Raw genomic sequence first — 21,502 nt, forward strand, 5'->3', positions numbered from 1 at the left:
AGCAATGCCGGATAAGTGTAACGTATTAAAAAATATAAAAATATTCTTACTGGCCTTCTGCCTGACCGTTCCGGCTATTCTGCTATCTCGTCTCATTTCTCCCCGCGCCACAATTGATTCCAGCTATATCTTTCTGGCCTGGCTACCGCTCTGCGTCATGTTTTCCGTGCTGTTCTTATTTGGCCGCCGTGGCGTCGCGCCGATGGTAGGCGGAATGATGTTGACTAATGAATGGAATTTTCATTTACCTCTGCCACAGGCGATGGTGCTGCTATTTTGCCAGACGTTTCCCGTGTTGCTGGTTTGCGCTATCGTACGCTGGCAGCTGGGCGCGCGCTGGCGCTACGGAATACCCAACCAAGGCATCTGGCTACGAGTTTTCTGGTTAGGGTTAATGACGCCGTTTGGCATAAAAATCAGTATGCATCTGGCGGGGCATTACCTGGCTTTCCCGGTGACCATCTCTACCTTCTTTGGCACCGGCACCGCTATTTTCTCGATTGTTGATTTATTGAGTCTGATTTCTGCCGCGCTTATTTTTACCCTCTTTTTCTATTATCCGCTGCGGATGATAGTCAGCCCGCACTATATTCGTATTTTCTGGCGGAGGGATGTCGCTCCTTATCTCGCCAAAGAAAAACGCCTGTTTACGCTTCTCTGGTTTGCCACTCTGGCGACGCTATTAGCGGTGCTGTGTACGCCTTTCGAGACAAAGTATATTGCTGGCTATCTGGTGCCGGTTCTGTTCATTGGATTTACCATCGGCGTGGGGAAAATCAGCTATCCGCTGTTGAATTTTAGTTGGGCTCTCACTGCGCTATTCCTGCTTAGCTATAACCGCAATTTTCTGCAGGGCGTGGGCTCAGAATATTCGCTGGCATTTATCCTTTCAGTTCTCATTTCTTTTAGTATTTGTTTGTTGTACATGGCGCGGATTAATCAGCGTAGCGAATGGTTGAATCGACAGTGGCACTCGCAGGCATTGACCGATCCGTTGACGCAACTGCCTAACCTGCGCGCGCTGGAGCAGTTTCTTTTACAGGATGCCGGGCAAAGCGTGTGTTATCTACGCATGGAAAACCTGGAATTTCTGAGCCGTCATTACGGTATGCAGATGCGCGTGCATTGCGAACGCGAGGTGTTTCGCGTGTTGCAGCCGCTGCTGCTGGAAAAGGAGAAAATTTTCCATCTGCCGGGCAGTGAATTATTGCTGGTATTGACGGGACCGGAGACGGAAGCCCGCCTGCAATATATGCTCAATGTGCTTAATAACCGCAAAATTTACTGGAACAATACCGGTCTGGACATGGAATACGGCGCATCGTGGGGAACATTCGATGGTCGCCAGGAAACCTTGCAACCGCTGTTGGGGCAATTAAGCTGGCTGGCGGAGCAATCCTGCTCGCATCGTCGGGTGCTTGCACTGACCCAGAGTATTGAAGCCGCTTCCGGGCAGACGACGGAACGGGTGCTACGGTTGCAGAAAATCCGTCAGGCGCTGGAGCGCGGCGCGCTGGTTTTGTATGCGCAACCCATTCGCGACGCGCAGGGAAAAGGGTATGACGAGATTCTGACGCGGCTTCGGTGCGACGACGGTATCATGATGCCGAATCAGTTCATTCCGCTTATCGCCCAGTTTAACCTGAGCGTACGGTTTGATATGCAGGTGATGGAAGCGCTCCTGCAATGGTTGTCCGCGCATCCTTCGGCGGAGCAGGGGGCGCGTTTTTCGGTTAATTTGATGCCGCTGACGCTGCTGCAAAAAGAGACGGCGTCGCGCATTATGCAGCTTTTTAAACGCTATGGCGTCCCGCCTGCTTCGGTCATCATCGAAATTACTGAAGAACAGGCCTTCTCTCATTCCGAAATCAGTATGCACAATATCAACCAGCTGCGTAAGTTTGGCCTAAAAATCGCCATTGATGATTTCGGCACCGGTTATGCAAACTATGAACGGCTAAAACGCCTCAAGGCGGACATCATTAAAATCGACGGCTGTTTCGTAAAAGATATTCTGACGGACTCCCTGGATGCGATGATCGTGAAATCCATCACTGATTTAGCGAAAGCGAAATCGTTGAGCGTCGTGGCTGAGTTTGTTGAAACGCCTGCGCAGCGCGATCTGCTATTGCAGCTTGGCGTACACAGTTTGCAGGGATATCTGATTGGCCGCCCGCGCCCGTTAGGTAAATAAGCGGCATAAAAAAACCGGGGATAGCTCCCCGGTTTCTACATTAAACGCAGACTTACAGCACCAGCGCCGCGATAGAGGCGGACAGTACGCTCACCAGCGTAGAACCGTAAACCAGTTTCAGACCAAAACGGGAAACCACGTTGCCTTGCTCTTCGTTCAGGCCTTTAATCGCGCCCGCAATAATACCGATGGAAGAGAAGTTCGCGAAGGACACCAGGAAGACGGAGATAATGCCTTCAGCGCGTGGAGAGAGGGTAGAGGCGATTTTCTGCAGATCCATCATCGCCACGAATTCGTTGGAAACCAGTTTGGTCGCCATGATACTTCCTACCTGCAGCGCTTCACTGGACGGTACGCCCATTACCCATGCGACCGGGTAGAAGATGTAACCCAGAATGCCCTGGAAGGAGATGCTGTAGCCGAACCAACCGGTAACCGTTGCGAACAGCGCGTTCAGCGCCGCGATCAGCGCGATGAAGCCGATCAGCATCGCCGCGACGATAATCGCCACTTTAAAACCTGCCAGAATGTACTCGCCCAGCATTTCGAAGAAACTTTGGCCTTCATGCAGGTTCGACATCTGAATATTTTCTTCGCTGGCATCAACGGTATAGGGGTTGATCAGCGATAGAACGATAAAGGTGCTGAACATGTTCAGAACCAGCGCTGCGACCACATATTTAGGGTCCAGCATGGTCATATACGCGCCCACAATAGACATGGAAACGGTCGACATCGCCGTTGCAGCCATGGTGTACATGCGGTTACGGGACATTTTGCCGAGGATATCTTTATAAGCGATAAAGTTCTCAGACTGACCGAGGATCAGCGAGCTGACGGCGTTAAAAGACTCCAGTTTGCCCATACCGTTTACTTTGGACAGCAGGAAACCAATAGCGCGGATGACCACTGGCAGAACACGGATATGCTGGAGAATACCGATCAACGCGGAAATAAAGACAATCGGGCACAATACTTTCAGGAAGAAGAACGCCAAACCTTGATCGTTCATACTGCCGAAGACGAAGTTTGTCCCTTCGTTGGCAAATCCGAGCAGTTTTTCAAACATCTCGGAGAAACCTTTTACGAAGCCAAGGCCAACATCCGAGTTCAGGAAGAACCAGGCCAGTAATACTTCGATAACAAGTAACTGAATGACGTAACGAATGCGAATTTTTTTACGGTCGCTGCTAACCAGCAGTGCGAGTACCGCAACAACGGCAAGCGCCAGGACAAAATGAAGGACGCGGTCCATATTTGCTCCAAATATGAGGCAGGTTTAATTTTCGTGCACATTCTATGCAACAGCTGTAAAGAAAACGAGATCCAACACACACTATAATAAGGACCTGTGACGAGATTCAAAATTAGTGATCTGTAATACACTTTTACTGTACTGAATATGAAAATGAAAAGTTATATCAGTGTGCTAATCTTGTAATGTTAAGCCAAACTGTTCTGATACAGGTCGTCATCGTATCGGTCTATCGTTTCACACTATCAAAGTAATCACCCGTACCCATTGAAATGCACTTGATAATCATTATCAATAAACATAGCATGAAACATAGCAAAGGCTATGTTTTTGAGGCAAAAGATGACTGACAATCGCGTAGAGAATAGCAGCGGACGGGCGGCGCGCAAGCTAAGGCTCGCATTAATGGGACCTGCGTTCATTGCCGCGATTGGTTATATCGATCCTGGTAACTTCGCGACCAATATTCAGGCTGGCGCCAGCTTTGGCTACCAGCTACTCTGGGTGGTGGTCTGGGCGAACCTGATGGCGATGCTGATTCAAATCCTCTCGGCAAAACTCGGAATCGCCACGGGCAAGAACCTGGCGGAGCAAATTCGCGACCATTATCCGCGCCCGGTAGTCTGGTTTTACTGGGTACAGGCGGAAATCATCGCGATGGCCACCGATTTAGCTGAATTTATCGGCGCGGCAATAGGTTTTAAGCTGATCCTGGGCGTCTCTTTATTACAGGGCGCGGTATTGACCGGTATCGCGACGTTTCTGATTTTAATGTTACAACGCCGCGGTCAAAAACCGCTTGAAAAAGTCATCGGCGGTTTACTGCTTTTTGTCGCCGCTGCTTACATTGTGGAGCTGTTTTTCTCTCAGCCTGATATGGCGCAGCTCGGCAAAGGAATGGTTATCCCGGCGCTACCGAACCCGGAAGCCGTATTCTTAGCCGCCGGCGTGCTTGGCGCGACGATTATGCCGCACGTGATTTATCTACACTCGTCATTAACACAGCATCTGCACGGCGGAACGCGGCAACAACGGTACTCAGCAACGAAATGGGATGTCGCTATTGCTATGACGATTGCCGGTTTTGTCAATCTGGCAATGATGGCGACCGCCGCGGCGGCGTTTCATTTTAGCGGCCACACCGGCATCGCCGACCTCGATCAGGCATACCTGACGCTGGAACCGTTACTAAGCCATGCGGCGGCAACGGTGTTTGGTCTTAGTCTGGTAGCGGCAGGGCTTTCCTCCACTGTGGTAGGGACTCTGGCGGGGCAGGTGGTGATGCAAGGGTTTGTTCGTTTTCACATTCCGCTGTGGGTACGGCGCACCATTACCATGCTGCCCTCATTTATTGTGATTTTGATGGGGCTGGACCCTACCCGAATTCTGGTGATGAGTCAGGTGCTGCTGAGTTTTGGTATTGCGCTGGCGCTGGTGCCGCTCCTGATTTTCACCAGTAACGCTACGCTAATGGGCGAGCTGGTGAACACGCGGCGGGTAAAACAGATTGGCTGGATAATTGTCGTGCTGGTCGTCGCCCTGAATATCTGGTTGCTGGTTGGAACGGTGATGGGATTGTCATAAAGACAGAAAGATAGCAGGCCCGATGCGTGGGCGTCATCGGGCTGTTATTCAGCAGAAGACTTAGTGATGATGTTTGTGACCCCGGCCTCGCCCGCGATGATCGTCGCGATCGCGCCAGCCTTCCCGATAACCGCGTTCATACGCTTTACGCTTATCCCAGCCGCGATGATAGCCGTTGTCATGGCGCCACCAGCGATTTTTACGCCATTCATAATGGTTGTGCCAGTAATCACGGTCGCGCCAGCGACCACCGTCCCAGTAGTTACCGTAATCATCGCGATCGCCAATCTGTAATTTTATTGAGGGCAACAGGGTGATTTCGCCCGCATTCGCGGCAAGCGGTGTAAAAGCCAGCAAGGCTGCCGCCAGAATCAGTGACCTGAACATACTTTCTCTCCTTCACGATCGAGCCGTCGCCGGCCTGTTAATGCAATATTACAAAGCAGTAAAGATTTGTTTCATCGCCTTAACTCTTAAATCATGAAGGAGAGCATTTTTTGCTAAAACCGGCCCTCCAGAATAGCGTCAATTTCTGCACATTCCGCCGCCGAAAAACGGCGATTGGCCAGCATTCCCACGGCATCTTCGATTTGCGACGGTTTGCTGGCGCCAATCAGTACCGAGGTAACGTTATCGTTACGCAGCACCCAGGCGAGCGCCATCTGAGACAATTTTTGGCCCCGTTGCGCGGCCAGTTCATTCAACCGGCGAACTTTTTCCAGTTTGTCGGCGGTAATCTGTTCTGGTTTAAGGAAACGGCTTCCGCTCGCCGCGCGGGAATCTTCCGGAATGCCATTCAAATAACGGTCAGTGAGCTGCCCGCCCGCCAGCGGCGAGAAGGCAATACTACCGACGCCCTTTTCCTGCAACAGCGCCAGCAGCCCGTCCTCTACCCAACGCTCAAAAAGCGAATATTTAGGCTGATGAATCAGGCAAGGCGTGCCGAGATCCTCCAGAATATCGATAGCTTGTCTGGCCAGATCGGCAGGATAGTTAGAGATCCCCACGTACAACGCTTTGCCCTGGCGCACAAGGTGATCTAACGCTTTCATCGTCTCTTTAAGCGGCGTTTCGGGATCGGGACGATGGTGATAAAAGATATCGACATACTCCAGCCCCATACGTTTCAGGCTTTGATCGAGGCTGGCGATAAGGTATTTCCGTGAACCCCAGTCGCCATAAGGGCCATCCCACATGGTGTAGCCCGCTTTGGTGGAGATGATCAATTCATCACGCCACGGTAAAAAATCTTCCTGCAGAATGCGGCCAAAATTGCATTCTGCGGAGCCCGGCGGCGGCCCATAATTATTGGCGAGATCAAAGTGGGTAATGCCCAGATCGAACGCGCGTTGCAGCAGCGCCCGGCTATTTTCTACCCGTGTCGCATCGCCGAAGTTGTGCCATAACCCCAGTGAAATGGCGGGAAGTTTGATGCCGCTGCGCCCGCAGCGACGATACTCCATTGTGTGATAACGATTTTCATCGGGCTGATAAATCATGACCTTTCCCCCTGTGGCGTGAATAAATAGTGTATACGGTTACACTCGCCAGGCGGTATCCGGCTTTTACTGTTTGCCGCTGTAAACATTGTTTTCCAGGCTTTCATCCCCGCCGTGCTGGACAGCCATCGGCATTCCTTAATACTCAACATAATGTCAACGTCAGAAGGAAAGCTGTCATGCAAAACCCCTATACCGTGGCCGACTATTTGCTGGACAGACTGGCAGGATGCGGCATTGGCCATCTTTTTGGCGTACCGGGCGATTATAACTTGCAGTTTCTTGACCATGTGATTGACCACCCGACCTTGCGTTGGGTGGGATGCGCCAATGAGCTGAACGCCGCTTATGCCGCGGACGGTTATGCGCGCATGTCGGGCGCTGGAGCGCTACTCACCACCTTTGGCGTGGGAGAACTTAGCGCTATTAACGGTATCGCGGGCAGTTACGCGGAATATGTCCCGGTCTTGCATATCGTCGGCGCGCCCTGTAGCGCTGCGCAGCAGCGGGGCGAATTGATGCACCATACCCTCGGTGACGGAGATTTTCGTCATTTTTATCGCATGAGTCAGGCGATATCCGCTGCCAGCGCAATATTGGATGAACAGAACGCCTGCTTCGAGATTGACCGCGTATTGGGTGAAATGTTTGCCGCACGCAGGCCAGGATACATCATGTTGCCCGCCGACGTGGCGAAAAAAACGGCCATCCCGCCTACGCAGGCGCTGGCGTTGCCCGTGCATGAAGCGCAAAGCGGCGTGGAGACGGCTTTTCGTTACCACGCCCGTCAGTGCCTGATGAACAGTCGGCGCATTGCGCTATTGGCCGACTTTCTTGCCGGGCGTTTTGGTTTACGACCACTGTTGCAGCGCTGGATGGCGGAAACGCCCATCGCTCATGCGACACTACTGATGGGGAAGGGGCTTTTTGATGAACAGCACCCGAACTTCGTTGGCACCTATAGCGCAGGCGCCAGCAGCAAAGAAGTGCGTCAGGCCATAGAGGACGCCGATAGGGTTATCTGCGTCGGCACCCGTTTTGTCGATACCCTTACGGCCGGATTTACTCAACAATTGCCGGCGGAACGCACGCTGGAGATTCAGCCTTACGCGTCGCGCATCGGCGAAACCTGGTTCAACCTCCCGATGGCGCAGGCGGTGTCTACGCTGCGCGAACTGTGCCTTGAATGCGCTTTTGCGCCGCCGCCGACGCGTTCCGCCGGACAGCCAGTGCGGATTGATAAGGGAGAACTGACCCAGGAAAGCTTCTGGCAAACCTTACAGCAGTATCTCAAACCGGGCGATATTGTCCTTGTCGACCAGGGGACCGCCGCCTTTGGCGCTGCCGCGCTGTCGCTTCCTGACGGCGCGGAAGTTGTGGTACAGCCGCTGTGGGGGTCTATCGGCTATTCCTTGCCCGCCGCGTTTGGCGCGCAAACCGCCTGTCCCGATCGGCGGGTGATTCTGATTATCGGCGATGGCGCGGCGCAGCTCACGATTCAGGAGATGGGCTCGATGTTACGCGACGGGCAGGCGCCGGTCATCCTGCTGCTCAACAATGACGGCTATACCGTAGAGCGCGCCATTCACGGCGCGGCCCAGCGGTATAACGACATCGCGAGCTGGAACTGGACGCAGATACCACCGGCGCTAAACGCGGCGCAACAGGCGGAGTGCTGGCGGGTGACGCAGGCTATCCAACTGGCGGAGGTCCTCGAACGTCTGGCGCGCCCACAACGTCTGTCATTTATTGAAGTGATGTTGCCAAAAGCCGATCTGCCGGAATTACTGCGTACCGTGACCCGGGCGCTGGAAGCCCGCAACGGGGGATAATGGCCCCCGCTGCGCCGGATTAGGGTTCGTGACGGTTGGCGGCCAGCAACGGTTTTCCCGCCAGCAATAGCCAGGCGGGGAGCATCACAATGCAGAGCAGCGGCAGCAGATTGGTATCCGGTACGACGACTGCCGCCATAAACAGACTGAGCCAGCCGTCACGCGTCACTACCAGCACTAAGCCAAGAATCGCGCAGGAGACGGTAATCGCCGCGGGTACGGCCTCAACATGGGCATGGAGCATGAGCCCCAGCGCCGCGCCGATAAACACAGCCGGAAAAATGCGCCCGCCGCGAAAGCCGCTCGCCGCCGCGATGACCAGCGCGGCGAGTTTGACGACGGCTAAGGTAAAATAATCTCCCGCGCCCAACGTCTGGCTAAACGCCATTTGTTGCATTTCGTCCAGGCCTTTAAACAGGGTAAGCGGCCCGCCAATGACGCCCAGAATACCCAGTATAAAACCGCCAATGCCGAGAATCAGGACTGGATTTTTTAGTCGGTGCAGCAACTCATGCACACGCGGAAGGCACCAGACGGCGACCATCCCTGCAGCAATGGCGATCGCCGCGACGATCGCTCCGCTGGCAATGTCCACCAGCCGCATCTGCGTGTAATGGGCGATGGGTAACGAAAAATGCGGATGAAAGAACAGGCTGGTGGTGAGTGACCCCGCCGCTGCCGCCATTAACGGCGCAAACAGGCGATCCCACATGGGAATATCGTTAGAGACGCTAAGTGTTTGCGAAAAAATCAGCGCTGCGGCGACGGGCGTGCCGAACAGCGCGCCGATGGTGCCCGCTGAGGCCAGAATCGTCCAGTCTAACGCCGTGATACGCGGAAACAGGCGGGAGCCGAAAGCCGCCGCCAGCGCGATATTTATTGTCATTATCGGATGCTCTGGCCCCAAACTTACCCCACCAGCAAGGCCGATGATTAAGGCGAGAAGCAGCCCGGGCAGCGCAGATGGCGAGACCGGCATACTGATTAACGGTTCGATGGCCGGATCGGGGCCAGCGTGTCCGGGACTGTAACGGATAATCAAACCCACCACGATCCCGGTTAGCGTGAGCATACCCACTATCCAGAACGGCGAATCATAAGCGATGCCGATGCTGGCGGGCAGTCGTTGCCAAAGAAATTGCTGAAAAACCGACGCGACTTTCATCGCAGCGATTAAAACCAGGCTTGACGCTACGCCAATAATCAGCGCGGGGAGCGACAGCAGCAGCATCGTTCGGGCACGCGGGTGGAACATAATCTCTTCCTTACACGGGGTCGTATACCTATTTTGCACAGCCTGCCCGACGGCATTGCTGCAATTGGTGCTGAAACAAGAAAGTAATTCTGTGATGAAGATCTATATTTATAGGCAGTCAGCCTGATGGCCGTTGTTGTTATGCCCCCATGAATTTACAGTGTGACAAAGACTTATTTTGACTTTAGCGGAGCAGTAGAAGAATGACAAAGTATGCTTTAGTAGGAGATGTAGGCGGCACGAATGCGCGTCTTGCCCTGTGTGATATCGCCAGTGGAGAAATCTCGCAGGCCAAAACGTATTCCGGCCTGGATTATCCGAGTCTTGAGGCCGTGGTGCGCGTTTATCTCGATGAGCATAGCGTCAGCGTGGAAGATGGTTGTATCGCCATAGCCTGCCCGATTACCGGTGACTGGGTAGCGATGACTAACCATACCTGGGCTTTTTCTATTGCGGAAATGAAAAAAAATCTCGGCTTTAGCCATCTGGAAATTATCAACGATTTCACCGCCGTGTCGATGGCGATCCCGATGCTGAAAAAAGAGCATTTAATTCAGTTCGGCGGCGGCGAACCGGTAGACGGCAAACCTATTGCGGTGTATGGCGCGGGAACCGGCTTGGGCGTGGCGCATCTGGTGCACGTGGATAAGCGTTGGATTAGCCTTCCGGGCGAAGGCGGGCATGTCGATTTTGCGCCTAATAGCGAAGAAGAAGCTATGATTCTGGAAATATTGCGCGCCGAAATTGGCCACGTTTCCGCCGAGCGCGTGCTGTCTGGCCCGGGGCTGGTGAATCTTTACCGGGCGATTGTTAAGTCCGACAACCGTCTGCCGGAAAATCTGCGCCCGAAAGATATTACCGAACGCGCCCTGGCGGATAGCTGTATCGATTGTCGCCGCGCGTTGTCGCTCTTTTGCGTCATCATGGGGCGATTTGGCGGCGATCTGGCGTTAACCATGGGGACATTTGGCGGCGTTTATATCGCTGGCGGTATTGTCCCGCGCTTCCTGGAATTTTTTAAAGCGTCCGGCTTCCGTGGTGGCTTTGAAGATAAAGGCCGCTTTAAAGATTATGTACACGGTATTCCGGTCTATCTGATTGTCCATGATAATCCTGGCTTGTTAGGTTCCGGCGCGCATCTGCGCCAGACATTAGGTCATATTCTATAAGCCAGATGGCGGCATAAACGCCTTATCCGGCCTACAATAGTGTGTCATCTGTAGGCCTGATAAGCGCAGCGTCATCAGGCAATGAAACATTCTCTTGCCAGTCTCAAACCGCGTGCCTCACGCGGCTTTTTTCATTGCCTTTCCTGTGCATGAATGCTTCAACTGTCTGAATTATTTCACTTTACTCTTGCTGAGCGAAAGGTCAAACACCAGCGCGTTGAGTCATCATGTCATGGCGGTTAGTCAGGCGAAAACAGGGATTTATTTTACTATACGTATCCGGTTCGCTGCCTTATTTACGGTTTCATCGCGGCAGCTTGCCGGAAAGGATCCTCATTTTCGGGGAAATGTCCCTGAAAAACACCGCAATATGACATGATCGAATACCATTATCATTAGTAAGGATTTTGGTTAAAGAGGAAAAACCACAAAATCAAAAGGGGATTATTTGAGATAAGGTTTATTGACAGGAAATTATCGTCGGCTGCGCCACGTTACGTAAATTCAATGATATCAATTTGTTAATAATATGATTTGTTTGATGCTATAACTGACACGCTTAAAAAGTAAGTTTTTACGCTTGTTCCTCTTTTTTGTCGCTAAAAATATTTTCATTAGCCTCTCGACAGGAAGAAAATTTTCAGGCTATTTTCTAAAGGAGCCACCATCGTGGCAGCGTCGCTCGGACGGTCCGGGCGCTAACGTTAATCTGAGGATATTATGGCTGACTTCCGCCCTGAACGTCGCTTTACGCGTATCGATCGCCTTCCGCCCTATGTTTTTAACATCACCGCTGAACTCAAAATGGCTGCGCGTCGGCGCGGCGAAGATATTATTGATTTCAGTATGGGTAATCCTGATGGCGCAACCCCTCCCCACATTGTCGAAAAACTTTGCACCGTCGCGCAGCGTCCGGATACGCACGGTTATTCCACGTCCCGCGGCATACCGCGTTTACGCCGCGCGATTTCTCACTGGTATCAGGAACGTTATGATGTCGATATCGATCCGGAAACCGAAGCGATTGTGACCATCGGTTCCAAAGAGGGGCTGGCGCATTTAATGCTGGCGACGCTGGATCATGGCGATACGGTTCTGGTGCCGAACCCCAGTTACCCAATTCATATCTATGGCGCCGTTATCGCCGGGGCGCAGGTGCGTTCGGTTCCATTGGTAGAGGGGGTGGATTTCTTCAACGAGCTGGAGCGTGCTATTCGCGAAAGTTATCCGAAACCGAAAATGATGATTTTGGGTTTTCCATCTAACCCTACGGCCCAGTGCGTCGAACTGGAATTTTTTGAAAAAGTGGTCGCTCTGGCTAAACGTTATGATGTGCTGGTGGTGCACGATCTGGCGTATGCCGATATCGTGTACGACGGCTGGAAAGCGCCATCCATTATGCAGGTGGCCGGCGCGCGCGACGTGGCGGTTGAATTTTTCACACTGTCGAAAAGCTATAATATGGCGGGCTGGCGTATTGGGTTTATGGTGGGCAATAAAACCCTGGTCAGCGCGCTGGCGCGCATTAAAAGTTATCACGATTATGGCACCTTTACCCCGCTTCAGGTGGCGGCTATCGCCGCTCTGGAAGGCGATCAGCAGTGCGTGCGCGATATCGCCGAGCAGTATAAACGTCGTCGCGATGTGCTGGTGAAGGGGTTGCATGAGGCGGGCTGGATGGTTGAAATGCCGAAAGCCTCAATGTACGTCTGGGCGAAAATCCCGGAGCAATATGCGGCGATGGGGTCGCTTGAGTTTGCCAAGAAGCTGCTGAATGAGGCGAAGGTTTGCGTTTCTCCAGGGATAGGCTTTGGTGACTATGGCGACACCCATGTACGCTTTGCATTAATAGAGAATCGCGACCGCATTCGCCAGGCCGTCAGAGGGATTAAAGCGATGTTCCGCGCCGATGGCGTGCTGCCGTCACATCCAAAACCCGTTGAGGCGAGCACGGAGTAGAAAAACAAACAGGAGCCCCATGGCTCCTGTTTTTCTTTGCATTGTACTTTTAAATCATCAGGGCGAAAGTACCGGCCCAAACGATGACCATAAATGAAATGCCCATAAAGAAATATTTCACGTTTCATCTCTCCGCGTACCTGTCGTACGCCTAAATGAACTTACACTTACCTGATTATAGAGAGTTGATGCCGGACAATACGAAATTGAGAATTATTCGTGTTTCGACCGCCTGCATCACCTCAGAATTCTGCGCGTCATCGCTCCAGACGGCGCTAATGTACGCCTAAAAATGAGGTGAAACAAGAGGCATTTTCTTATTTACTTTTAGTAACTTACAAGTGTCGGGAATCGGCGACAGTTTAATTTCTGACAGTGATGAATCGCTATTGAGCGACGCCGCCGACACAGTAAAAAATCGCCTGTAAACAGGAGACTTATCGCTGAAAGCAGGAATGAGTAATTTACGATATGAATATTATGGCAATGCGAAATGACAAAATAAAAGGCCTTGCGGCCTTTTTCAGATGTAGAGTGACGCTTCCCCCAATGGGCGAGTCTTGAAACGACGATGGATCCAGAGATATTGCTCCGGGGCGCGCATGATCTCTTTCTCAATAATTTTATTCATATAGGCAGCGGCTTGATTTTCATCTGCCGGGTAACCTTCCATTTCAGGGGTAATATACAGACGATAACCCGAGTTATCGGATTTCCTGACCATTGTAACGGTCAGCATGGCGGCGCCGGACAGCCTGGACAGTACATAGGTGCCGTTGGTGGTGGCGACGTTTTCAACCGCGAAAAATGGCGCAAAGGAGCTGCCTTTAGGGCCGTAGTCCTGGTCGGGAGCAAACCAAACGGCTTCCCCTTTTTTTAGCGCGCCCACAATGCCGCGCAGATTGTTTCTGCCGATCATCGCTTTATTTGAGCGCATACGACCGCGCGTCTGCACCCACTCCATGAGCGGGTTGTTATGCGGACGATAGGTCGCCATCATCGGCTGGCAGAGACCCATTACCCGGCCTCCCAATTCCAGCGACATAAAATGCACGCCAACGACCATTACGCCGCGATTTTGCGCCTGCGCACGGGTGAGGTTGTCCAGCCCGTCCACATCAAACCATTTGCGAACCCGGCTATCAGGCCAGAACCAGGCCATGCCCGTTTCAAGCAGCGCCATGCCAAGAGAGTGGAAATTCTCGGCGATCAGTTTTTCCCTTTCTTCCCGGGAGAGGGTCGGAAAACAGAGTTCAATATTTTTCTGAGCGATCGACTCACGTCGCTTCAGGAAAGGGCGCGCCAGCTTACCGGTGCGGGTGCCCAGAAAACGCAAAACCGGGTAGGGAAGCTGCACCAGTAACCAGAGGACGCCAACGCCAAACCACGTCAGCCAGTAGCGCGGGTGCAAAAACGCGCGTGAAAATTTGCTTTGAGGAAACATAAAATACCTTCTGTAGATACGAAAATAATGTATCGCAGAAGAGTCATTATCCGCAGCGGTACACTCTGAAATACGCATCATCCTTCAAGTTGCGTTCGCTTATCCGAAGCACTTACTTGAGTAAGCTCATCAGGGTAACTTGAATGATTTGCGTATAGTTAGGCCATCATGTACGACAATGGTTCCCGTAAGGAGTGTAAAACTAAGTCAGTACTAAACCACGAGGGCATGAACGCCAGGCAGGCTAATGTACCACCAGTTATTTACTCGCGCCCAGAAATTCTTTATCAAGAAGCGTAAATATTTCTCCCGTAGCAAAAATAAGCTAATCATTATTTTTAATGCATTGTTTTTACAGTGATAATTTTATTTCAGACGAAGGTCATTGAAAAATGATTAAAAAAATAAAATGTGAGATAAATGTTATGGAAATGACGGGCTGATAAGGTTTATCTTAAAGGAGAAGTGAGAGGGACCGTAAGGCTATATGGAAGCCTTGCCATAGACAGGAGGTATTATAGATGATCTATTTATGGACATTTCTTGCAATAAGTATACTTGCCGTGAGTGGCTATATCGGTCAGGTGATGGGGGCTTTTTCCGCGGTTTCTTCATTTACGGGAATGGTTATCCTTGCCGCGCTGATTTATTTACTCAATGTATGGCTGCAGGATGGCGATGACATCGTTAGCGGATTATTGCTTTTTCTTGCACCGGCATGTGGGTTAATTATTCGCTTTATGGTGGGATACGGTAAGCGTTAGTCAGTACATACCCTTCATACTTCAAGTTGCTTATGCGTTGGCTACGGATTACTCGGCCCATTCATGGGCCTCGCCCTGACGGGACGTCGCTCACCCCAGCCACATCGTTATCTATGCTCCTGGGGACTCACTCCCTTGCCGCCTTTAAGCAACTCGAATTATTTTGGGTATACACGATGTCAGCGAATAGATAGCGCCGACAATGTCGGCGCTTCTGTTCCCCGGGAAGGCTAATCGTTTATTGCGCGTCCGCAAGCTGCAGTGAGTCCTGATTATGTAACGCATTCTGGCGCTGGCGTTCCAGTTCCAGCGCGCCGCGATGGGAGAGGTAACAGAATAGAATGCAGCACACGATGCCGCCCATCAGCAGATAAAATCCGCCGTACCAGCCCAGTTTATCCACCATGACGCCAAACAGGCTGGTGCCCAACGAGGCGCCGAAAATATAGCTCATGAACCCACGTAAACCGACGGCGGAACCTACGGCAAAGCTGGGGACTATCTCCATTGTCTGTACGGACGCGAGGAATTGCGGGACGTAAATCAGACAACCTACAATGGCGGCGAAAATCGTTACCATCAGCAAAGATTCACTTTTCCAGTATCCGATCAGACAGACAAAAATCAGCGCCATGCAAATCATGGCTAACGGCATTCTGCGGCCCTTAAACAGTTTATCTGACAGCCAGCCTGCCAGTAGCGTAGAGGGAATCGCCGCCCACTCGAAAAAGAGAAACGCGACGCTCATCTGTTCTTTTGAAAAGTGTTTTACTGTCAACAGATAGATAGGCAACCAGCTAATCATGCCAAACCGCACCATATAGACGAAGACATCCACCAGCGAAATATACCAGGCATTTTTATTGCGCAGCACATAAGTACAGAAGATTTGCCATGCGCTCATATTTTCCGGCGCTTTTGCCGTATTCTTCGTTTTCAGTATGACTTTTTCTTCCGGCATCATCTGTTCCAGGGAGGGAAGACCTTCTTCGCGCGGCGAACCTTTTCCCAAGACCAGAACAATTAAGGCAAAAATGACGGCGACGCAGGCCGGAACGATATAACTGGCGCTTTGCCAGTGTTCGTTGCCCAATATCGCAAAAGCCGCACCGACGATAGGCGCGACGATCCCGCCGCCAACGTTATGCGAGATATTCCAGAAGGCGCCTACGCGTCCGCGTTCCCGACGAGGGAACCAGTTTGCAATGGTAATAAACGAGGGGCCGACGCCCATGCCCTGAAAAAGGCCATTGAAGACCACCAGAGCGGCAAATATCCAGAATGCGCTACTGAATCCCAGCCCAACGTTAACAATCGCGCAGAGTACCAGACCGCACGCCATGAAGACTTTTGGGCTGGCTTTATCCGCCAGACTGCTCATTACGCCTTTACTGATTCCGTAAGCAATAAGCATACAGCTACTCAGCAGGCCGATTTGCGTAGCGCTGAGATCCAATTGCTCTTTTAAATAAGGCGTCGATAATGTGAAGTTGTTTCTGACTATATAGTAAGCGAGATATCCCAGAAATACGCTTAACAATGCCTGTATACGATATCGACCATACGTAGCCTGGACTTTTTCCGGTGGGACTTTATGCGCCGATTGCCCTGTTTTTAATATTGTTAACATGGAGTCACCTGTATTTTATAGTGAGATGAACATCAGGAGGTTTTGTCGGTAGAGTGAAAGGAGTGACAATAAAATTCAAGTCGAAGAAATGTGTCAAAATTGACTCAATTGGGTGAATTTAAAGGTTATTTTTGACCCATCCTGAAGGGTGTGGTGAAACTTTAATTATTGGCATGGCCGTTTTATCGTTAGCATGTGCGGATATTAACAAATTTGCTGCCAGTGATCTGATACGCTTTATTGATGTTTTCGGGCGACGGACCCGTTATTATTCAAATAACGTTGTTCTGGATGCTAACAGAAATAAAAGGGTAAGTTTTGTCTCAATATTTTCTTTATGTGATATCGATATTTATGAACGGGATCACAAATCGACTTTTCTCATACTGTGGTTGTTTCGCCAGAGTGGGCGCTTTTACGCTATGGCTGGCGGCAATGTTCGGTTCTTGCCAGGCGTACAGCCGCGAGCTGGTGATGGCAACGACCTTTTCACCCAGCGCGACCGCCTGGATTATCCAGCGCTGGCAGACGGAGCCGGGTTCCGTCATGATTCGTACGCTCAACCGTACCAGCGGTTCTTTAGAGCAATTACTTGATACGGCGAATGCGGAAAATGTCGATCTGATCCTGACGTCATCCCCCATGCTGTTGCAACACCTTCAGGAGCACCAAAAGCTGGCGCTATTAGATAGCGCGCCTGCCGCCAGCCAGAAGCTGGTGCCGCGTTCTATCCGCTCAACTTCAGTGGCGGTAGCGGTATCCGGATTTGGGCTATTGATCAACCGTTCAGCGCTCGCTGCGCGCCATCTTCCGCCGCCTGCCGACTGGCAGGATATGGGCCTGCCCAGTTACCAGGGCGCTCTATTAATGAGCAGTCCGTCACGCTCAGACACGAATCATTTGATGGTGGAGTCGCTGTTGCAGCAAAAAGGCTGGACGGCAGGATGGGCGACGCTGCTGGCAATCTCGGGTAATTTGGTCACGATTTCCTCTCGCAGTTTCGGCGTAGCGGATAAAATCAAAAGCGGGCTTGGCGTTGCCGGGCCGGTCATTGATAACTATGCTAATTTGCTACTTAACGATCCTAATCTTGCTTTTACCTATTTCCCGTATTCTGCGGTGTCGCCCACTTACGTCGCGGTGTTGAAAAACAGCCGTCATGCAGACGAAGCGCGTGCTTTTATTCATTACTTATTAAGTCCGAAAGGGCAAAGGATACTGGCTGACGCGAATACCGGTAAGTATCCCGTCGCACCGCTTAGCGCCGATAATCCTCGCGCCGCGCAACAACAGCGTTTGATGGCCCAGCCGCCGTTGAACTATCGTCTGATCCTGAAGCGTCAGCAACTGGTACAACGCATGTTTGATACCGCGATCAGTTTTCGTCTTGCGCAGCTTAAAGATGCATGGCGAGCGTTGCACAGCGCAGAAACGCGGCTTAAACGCCCCTTACCTGAAATCAGAGCCTTATTGACCAGCGTCCCGGTGGATGCGGCAAGCAGCGAAGATGAAACCTGGCTGGCGCAGTTTGATAATAAAAGCTTTGCCGAACAAAAAATGATGGAGTGGCAGATCTGGTTTCTGAACAATCAGCGGCTGGCGATTCACAAACTGGAAGAGCTGAAATGAAGGGGAGATTATTGCAACGGCTTCGTCAGCTCAGCATCAGCAACAGTTTACGGGGCGCATTTTTAACGGGCGCATTACTGACGCTGATTGTCAGTATGGTCAGCCTTTATTCCTGGCATGAGCAAAGTTCGCAGGTTCGCTATTCGCTTGATGAATATTTTCCTCGCATCCACTCCGCTTTTTTAATTGAGGGGAACCTGAATCTGGCCGTGGATCAGCTCAATGAATTTTTGCTGGCGCCGAACACGACAGTACGTTTGCAGTTACGTACGCAGATTATTCAGCATCTGGATAAGATTGAGCGTCTCAGTCAGGGGCTTCAGCTTGCTGAACGCCGGCAACTGGCCGTCATTTTACAGGATAGCCGGACCTTGCTGGCGGAACTGGACAACGCCCTCTACAACATGTTTTTGGTGCGGGAGAAAGTCAGCGAGCTTTCCGCTCGCATTGACTGGCTCCATGATGATTTCACCACGGAGCTAAATTCGCTGGTACAGGATTTTACCTGGCAGCAGGGGACGCTACTCGATCAAATTGAGGCGAATCAGGGCGACGCGGCGCAGTACTTGCAACGTTCGCGCGAGGTGCAGAACGAGCAGCAGCAGGTATATACCCTGGCGCGAATTGAAAATCAGATTGTTGACGACCTGCGCGACAGATTGAATGAGCTCAAGTCTGGCAATAATGACGGGATGCTGGTGGAGACCCATATTCGCTATCTGGAAAACCTAAAAAAAACGGCGGATGAGAATATTCGTGCGCTCGATGACTGGCCCAGTACGATCACGCTGCGGCAAACCATCGACGAACTATTGGAAATCGGGATGGTAAAAAATAAGATGCCCGATACCATGCGCGATTATGTTGCGGCGCAAAAAGCCTTACTGGACGCCAGCCGCGCCAGAGAGGCTACGCTAGGGCGCTTTCGCACGCTGCTTGAGGCGCAGTTAGGTAGTAGTCACCAGCAAATGCAGACGTTCAATCAACGCCTGGAGCAGATTGTCCGCGTTAGCGGCGGGCTTATTTTAGTGGCGACGCTCCTGGCGTTGCTGCTGGCCTGGGGACTCAACCACTATTTTATCCGTTCCCGGCTGGTAAAGCGTTTTACCGCGCTTAATCAGGCTGTGGTACAGATAGGGCTGGGGAGAACCGACTCGACTATCCCGGTTTACGGGCGCGATGAGCTAGGACGGATAGCCCGTTTGCTACGTCATACGCTGGGCCAGCTCAATATGCAACGCAGGCAGCTTGAACAAGAGGTCGCCGAGCGCAAAGAGATAGAGGCCGATCTGCGCGCCATGCAGGATGAGTTAATTCAGACGGCGAAACTGGCGGTAGTCGGCCAGACCATGACCACGCTGGCGCATGAAATTAACCAGCCGCTGAATGCGCTTTCAATGTATTTATTTACGGCGGGACGCGCGATTGAACAAGGTCAGAGCGGACAGGCGAGAAATACGCTCACCAAAGCGGAAGGGCTCATTAACCGGATTGACGCCATCATCCGTTCGCTGCGGCAGTTTACCCGCCGGGCGGAGCTGGAAACGCCATTGTATCCCGTTGATCTGCGCCAAACCTTTGTGGCGGCATGGGAGCTATTAGCCATGCGCCACCAATCCCGGCAGGGAGCGCTTTCACTGCCAACCGACACCGTATGGGTCAGCGGCGATGAAGTGCGTATTCAGCAGGTTCTGGTGAATGTGCTGGCGAATGCGCTTGACGCCTGTTCGCATGATGCGGCGATCGCGGTGACGTGGCAGACGCAGGGAGAGGCGCTGGAGGTTTATATTGCAGATAACGGCCCTGGCTGGCCTGTGGCGCTGTTGCCCTCTTTACTCAAGCCGTTTACCACCAGTAAAGCTGTCGGGTTGGGTATTGGGCTGTCGATTAGCGTGTCGCTGATGGCGCAAATGAAGGGCGACCTGCGTCTGGCGTCGACGCTGACGCGTAACGCTTGCGTGGTGCTGCAATTCTCGGTAACGGATGTCGATGATGTTGAATGATGAATGTTCTATTTTGCTGATTGATGATGACGTTGATGTACTTGACGCCTATACCCAAATGCTTGAGCAGGCAGGCTACCGCGTGCGTGGCTTTACCCATCCTTTCGAGGCCAAAGAGTGGGTAAAAGCGGATTGGGAGGGGATCGTTTTGAGCGATGTATGTATGCCGGGGTGTTCCGGTATCGATCTTATGACGCTGTTTCATCAGGATGACGATCAACTGCCAATCTTATTGATTACCGGACATGGCGATGTACCGATGGCGGTTGACGCGGTGAAAAAGGGCGCCTGGGATTTTCTGCAAAAACCCGTCGATCCGGGCAAGCTGTTGATATTAATTGAAGACGCGCTACGCCAGCGCCGGTCGGTCATTGCACGGCGGCAATATTGCCAGCAGACGTTACAGGTTGAACTGGTTGGGCGCAGCGAGTGGATGAATCAGTTTCGACAACGGTTACAACAACTGGCGGAAACGGACATTGCCGTATGGTTTTACGGTGAGCATGGCACTGGACGTATGACTGGCGCCCGTTATCTCCATCAACTGGGGCGTAACGCGAAAGGGCCGTTTGTACGCTATGAACTCACGCCGGAGAATGCCGGGCAGTTGGAGACATTCATCGACCAGGCGCAAGGAGGTACGCTGGTGTTGAGTCATCCCGAATATCTGACACGCGAACAGCAGCACCATCTGGCGCGTTTACAAAGCCTGGAGCATCGGCCTTTTCGTTTGGTGGGCGTTGGCAGCGCTTCGCTGGTGGAGCAGGCGGCAGCTAACCAGATTGCGGCCGAGCTTTACTACTGTTTCGCCATGACCCAAATCGCCTGCCAGTCTCTTTCTCAGCGACCGGATGATATCGAACCGTTATTTCGCCATTATCTTCGAAAAGCCTGCCTGCGGCTCAATCATCCAGTGCCGGAAATAGCGGGGGAATTACTGAAAGGAATAATGCGACGCGCCTGGCCAAGTAATGTGCGCGAACTGGCTAATGCGGCAGAGCTTTTTGCTGTTGGCGTGCTGCCGCTGGCGGAAACGGTCAACCCGCAGTTGCTTCTGCAGGAGCCGACCCCGCTTGACCGGCGCGTTGAAGAGTATGAGCGACAAATTATTACCGAAGCATTAAATATTCATCAGGGACGAATTAATGAAGTGGCGGAGTACCTGCAAATTCCCCGTAAAAAACTTTATCTGCGCATGAAAAAATATGGTCTAAGTAAAGAACATTATAAATTCTGATATTACAGTTACTTTCAATCTGGCTGACAACATCAGCAACGATGTCGT

At 51.9% G+C, this 21,502-nt stretch carries 16 protein-coding genes; 9 read left to right on the plus strand and 7 right to left on the minus strand.

Features of this window, described 5'->3' with window-relative positions:
• Positions 1–4 precede the first annotated feature (4 nt).
• Positions 5–2,194 (plus strand): sensor domain-containing phosphodiesterase, encoded by a 2,190-nt coding sequence (locus K8W53_RS06775; RefSeq protein ID WP_001112941.1) that lies wholly within the window; start codon positions 5–7, stop codon positions 2,192–2,194.
• A 52-nt stretch (positions 2,195–2,246) separates the two neighbouring features.
• On the opposite strand, the gene nupC is transcribed toward K8W53_RS06775, so the two are convergent.
• Positions 2,247–3,449, minus strand: a complete 1,203-nt coding sequence (nupC, locus tag K8W53_RS06780) for a nucleoside permease NupC (protein ID WP_000376343.1) — start codon at positions 3,447–3,449, stop codon at positions 2,247–2,249.
• Between the two features lie 342 nt (positions 3,450–3,791).
• Here nupC and K8W53_RS06785 point away from each other — a divergent pair, with 342 nt between their 5' ends.
• Positions 3,792–5,033, plus strand: a complete 1,242-nt coding sequence (locus tag K8W53_RS06785) for an Nramp family divalent metal transporter (protein WP_000131734.1) — start codon at positions 3,792–3,794, stop codon at positions 5,031–5,033.
• Positions 5,034–5,093: 60 nt separating this feature from the next.
• Here the strand turns inward: K8W53_RS06785 and ypeC are convergent, their stop codons facing one another.
• Complete coding sequence (gene ypeC, locus K8W53_RS06790; RefSeq protein ID WP_000490091.1) at positions 5,094–5,420, minus strand: DUF2502 domain-containing protein YpeC; 327 nt, start codon at positions 5,418–5,420, stop codon at positions 5,094–5,096.
• Between the two features lie 113 nt (positions 5,421–5,533).
• On the minus strand, positions 5,534–6,532 hold the full coding sequence (gene mgrA / locus K8W53_RS06795) for an L-glyceraldehyde 3-phosphate reductase (protein ID WP_023224644.1): 999 nt from the start codon (positions 6,530–6,532) through the stop codon (positions 5,534–5,536).
• 179 nt (positions 6,533–6,711) lie between these two features.
• On the opposite strand from mgrA, the gene K8W53_RS06800 reads away from it, so the two are divergent.
• Positions 6,712–8,364, plus strand: a complete 1,653-nt coding sequence (locus K8W53_RS06800) for an alpha-keto acid decarboxylase family protein (RefSeq protein ID WP_023224645.1) — start codon at positions 6,712–6,714, stop codon at positions 8,362–8,364.
• Between the two features lie 19 nt (positions 8,365–8,383).
• Here K8W53_RS06800 and K8W53_RS06805 read toward each other — a convergent pair whose 3' ends face one another.
• Positions 8,384–9,619 (minus strand): ion channel protein, encoded by a 1,236-nt coding sequence (locus K8W53_RS06805; protein WP_023224646.1) that lies wholly within the window; start codon positions 9,617–9,619, stop codon positions 8,384–8,386.
• A 203-nt stretch (positions 9,620–9,822) separates the two neighbouring features.
• Here K8W53_RS06805 and glk point away from each other — a divergent pair, with 203 nt between their 5' ends.
• Both glk and alaC read left to right on the plus strand, forming a co-directional pair.
• On the plus strand, positions 9,823–10,788 hold the full coding sequence (gene glk, locus K8W53_RS06810) for a glucokinase (RefSeq protein WP_000170380.1): 966 nt from the start codon (positions 9,823–9,825) through the stop codon (positions 10,786–10,788).
• A gap of 720 nt (positions 10,789–11,508) precedes the next feature.
• On the plus strand, positions 11,509–12,747 hold the full coding sequence (gene alaC, locus K8W53_RS06815; protein ID WP_023224647.1) for an alanine transaminase: 1,239 nt from the start codon (positions 11,509–11,511) through the stop codon (positions 12,745–12,747).
• 49 nt (positions 12,748–12,796) lie between these two features.
• Here the strand turns inward: alaC and ypdK are convergent, their stop codons facing one another.
• Entirely contained in the window at positions 12,797–12,868 is a 72-nt protein-coding gene (gene ypdK / locus K8W53_RS06820) for a membrane protein YpdK (RefSeq protein ID WP_010723117.1), read from the minus strand.
• A 402-nt stretch (positions 12,869–13,270) separates the two neighbouring features.
• On the minus strand, positions 13,271–14,191 hold the full coding sequence (gene lpxP, locus K8W53_RS06825) for a kdo(2)-lipid IV(A) palmitoleoyltransferase (protein WP_000484431.1): 921 nt from the start codon (positions 14,189–14,191) through the stop codon (positions 13,271–13,273).
• 521 nt (positions 14,192–14,712) lie between these two features.
• Between lpxP and K8W53_RS06830 the strand changes: the two genes are divergently transcribed.
• A complete protein-coding gene (locus tag K8W53_RS06830) occupies positions 14,713–14,955 on the plus strand; it encodes a YfdY family protein (RefSeq protein WP_000639889.1) in 243 nt (80 codons plus the stop codon).
• 238 nt (positions 14,956–15,193) lie between these two features.
• Here K8W53_RS06830 and pgtP read toward each other — a convergent pair whose 3' ends face one another.
• Positions 15,194–16,585, minus strand: a complete 1,392-nt coding sequence (gene pgtP, locus K8W53_RS06835) for a phosphoglycerate transporter PgtP (RefSeq protein WP_020437486.1) — start codon at positions 16,583–16,585, stop codon at positions 15,194–15,196.
• Positions 16,586–17,020: 435 nt separating this feature from the next.
• Here pgtP and pgtC point away from each other — a divergent pair, with 435 nt between their 5' ends.
• From pgtC to pgtA, 3 genes are read left to right on the plus strand one after another with little or no spacing between them, the layout of a single operon-like run.
• A complete protein-coding gene (gene pgtC / locus K8W53_RS06840; RefSeq protein WP_000467983.1) occupies positions 17,021–18,214 on the plus strand; it encodes a phosphoglycerate transport regulator PgtC in 1,194 nt (397 codons plus the stop codon).
• On the plus strand, positions 18,211–20,217 hold the full coding sequence (pgtB, locus tag K8W53_RS06845; RefSeq protein WP_000678493.1) for a two-component system sensor histidine kinase PgtB: 2,007 nt from the start codon (positions 18,211–18,213) through the stop codon (positions 20,215–20,217). Before pgtC ends, pgtB begins: the two co-directional genes overlap by 4 nt.
• Positions 20,207–21,454, plus strand: a complete 1,248-nt coding sequence (gene pgtA, locus K8W53_RS06850; protein ID WP_052938336.1) for a two-component system response regulator PgtA — start codon at positions 20,207–20,209, stop codon at positions 21,452–21,454. Before pgtB ends, pgtA begins: the two co-directional genes overlap by 11 nt.
• Positions 21,455–21,502 lie beyond the last annotated feature (48 nt).

The sequence above is a fragment of the Salmonella sp. A29-2 genome, from assembly GCF_020150755.1.
In the GTDB taxonomy this organism is placed as follows: domain Bacteria; phylum Pseudomonadota; class Gammaproteobacteria; order Enterobacterales; family Enterobacteriaceae; genus Salmonella; species Salmonella enterica.

Excerpts from the sequence above, each read along its gene's own strand:
- K8W53_RS06775 (WP_001112941.1), top strand. The coding sequence starts at position 5 with ATGCCGGATAAGTGTAACGTATTAAAAAATATAAAAATATTCTTACTG.
- nupC (WP_000376343.1), bottom strand. The coding sequence starts at position 3,449 with ATGGACCGCGTCCTTCATTTTGTCCTGGCGCTTGCCGTTGTTGCGGTA.
- K8W53_RS06785 (WP_000131734.1), top strand. The coding sequence starts at position 3,792 with ATGACTGACAATCGCGTAGAGAATAGCAGCGGACGGGCGGCGCGCAAG.
- ypeC (WP_000490091.1), bottom strand. The coding sequence starts at position 5,420 with ATGTTCAGGTCACTGATTCTGGCGGCAGCCTTGCTGGCTTTTACACCG.
- mgrA (WP_023224644.1), bottom strand. The coding sequence starts at position 6,532 with ATGATTTATCAGCCCGATGAAAATCGTTATCACACAATGGAGTATCGT.
- K8W53_RS06800 (WP_023224645.1), top strand. The coding sequence starts at position 6,712 with ATGCAAAACCCCTATACCGTGGCCGACTATTTGCTGGACAGACTGGCA.
- K8W53_RS06805 (WP_023224646.1), bottom strand. The coding sequence starts at position 9,619 with ATGTTCCACCCGCGTGCCCGAACGATGCTGCTGCTGTCGCTCCCCGCG.
- glk (WP_000170380.1), top strand. The coding sequence starts at position 9,823 with ATGACAAAGTATGCTTTAGTAGGAGATGTAGGCGGCACGAATGCGCGT.
- alaC (WP_023224647.1), top strand. The coding sequence starts at position 11,509 with ATGGCTGACTTCCGCCCTGAACGTCGCTTTACGCGTATCGATCGCCTT.
- lpxP (WP_000484431.1), bottom strand. The coding sequence starts at position 14,191 with ATGTTTCCTCAAAGCAAATTTTCACGCGCGTTTTTGCACCCGCGCTAC.
- K8W53_RS06830 (WP_000639889.1), top strand. The coding sequence starts at position 14,713 with ATGATCTATTTATGGACATTTCTTGCAATAAGTATACTTGCCGTGAGT.
- pgtP (WP_020437486.1), bottom strand. The coding sequence starts at position 16,585 with ATGTTAACAATATTAAAAACAGGGCAATCGGCGCATAAAGTCCCACCG.
- pgtC (WP_000467983.1), top strand. The coding sequence starts at position 17,021 with ATGTTCGGTTCTTGCCAGGCGTACAGCCGCGAGCTGGTGATGGCAACG.
- pgtB (WP_000678493.1), top strand. The coding sequence starts at position 18,211 with ATGAAGGGGAGATTATTGCAACGGCTTCGTCAGCTCAGCATCAGCAAC.
- pgtA (WP_052938336.1), top strand. The coding sequence starts at position 20,207 with ATGTTGAATGATGAATGTTCTATTTTGCTGATTGATGATGACGTTGAT.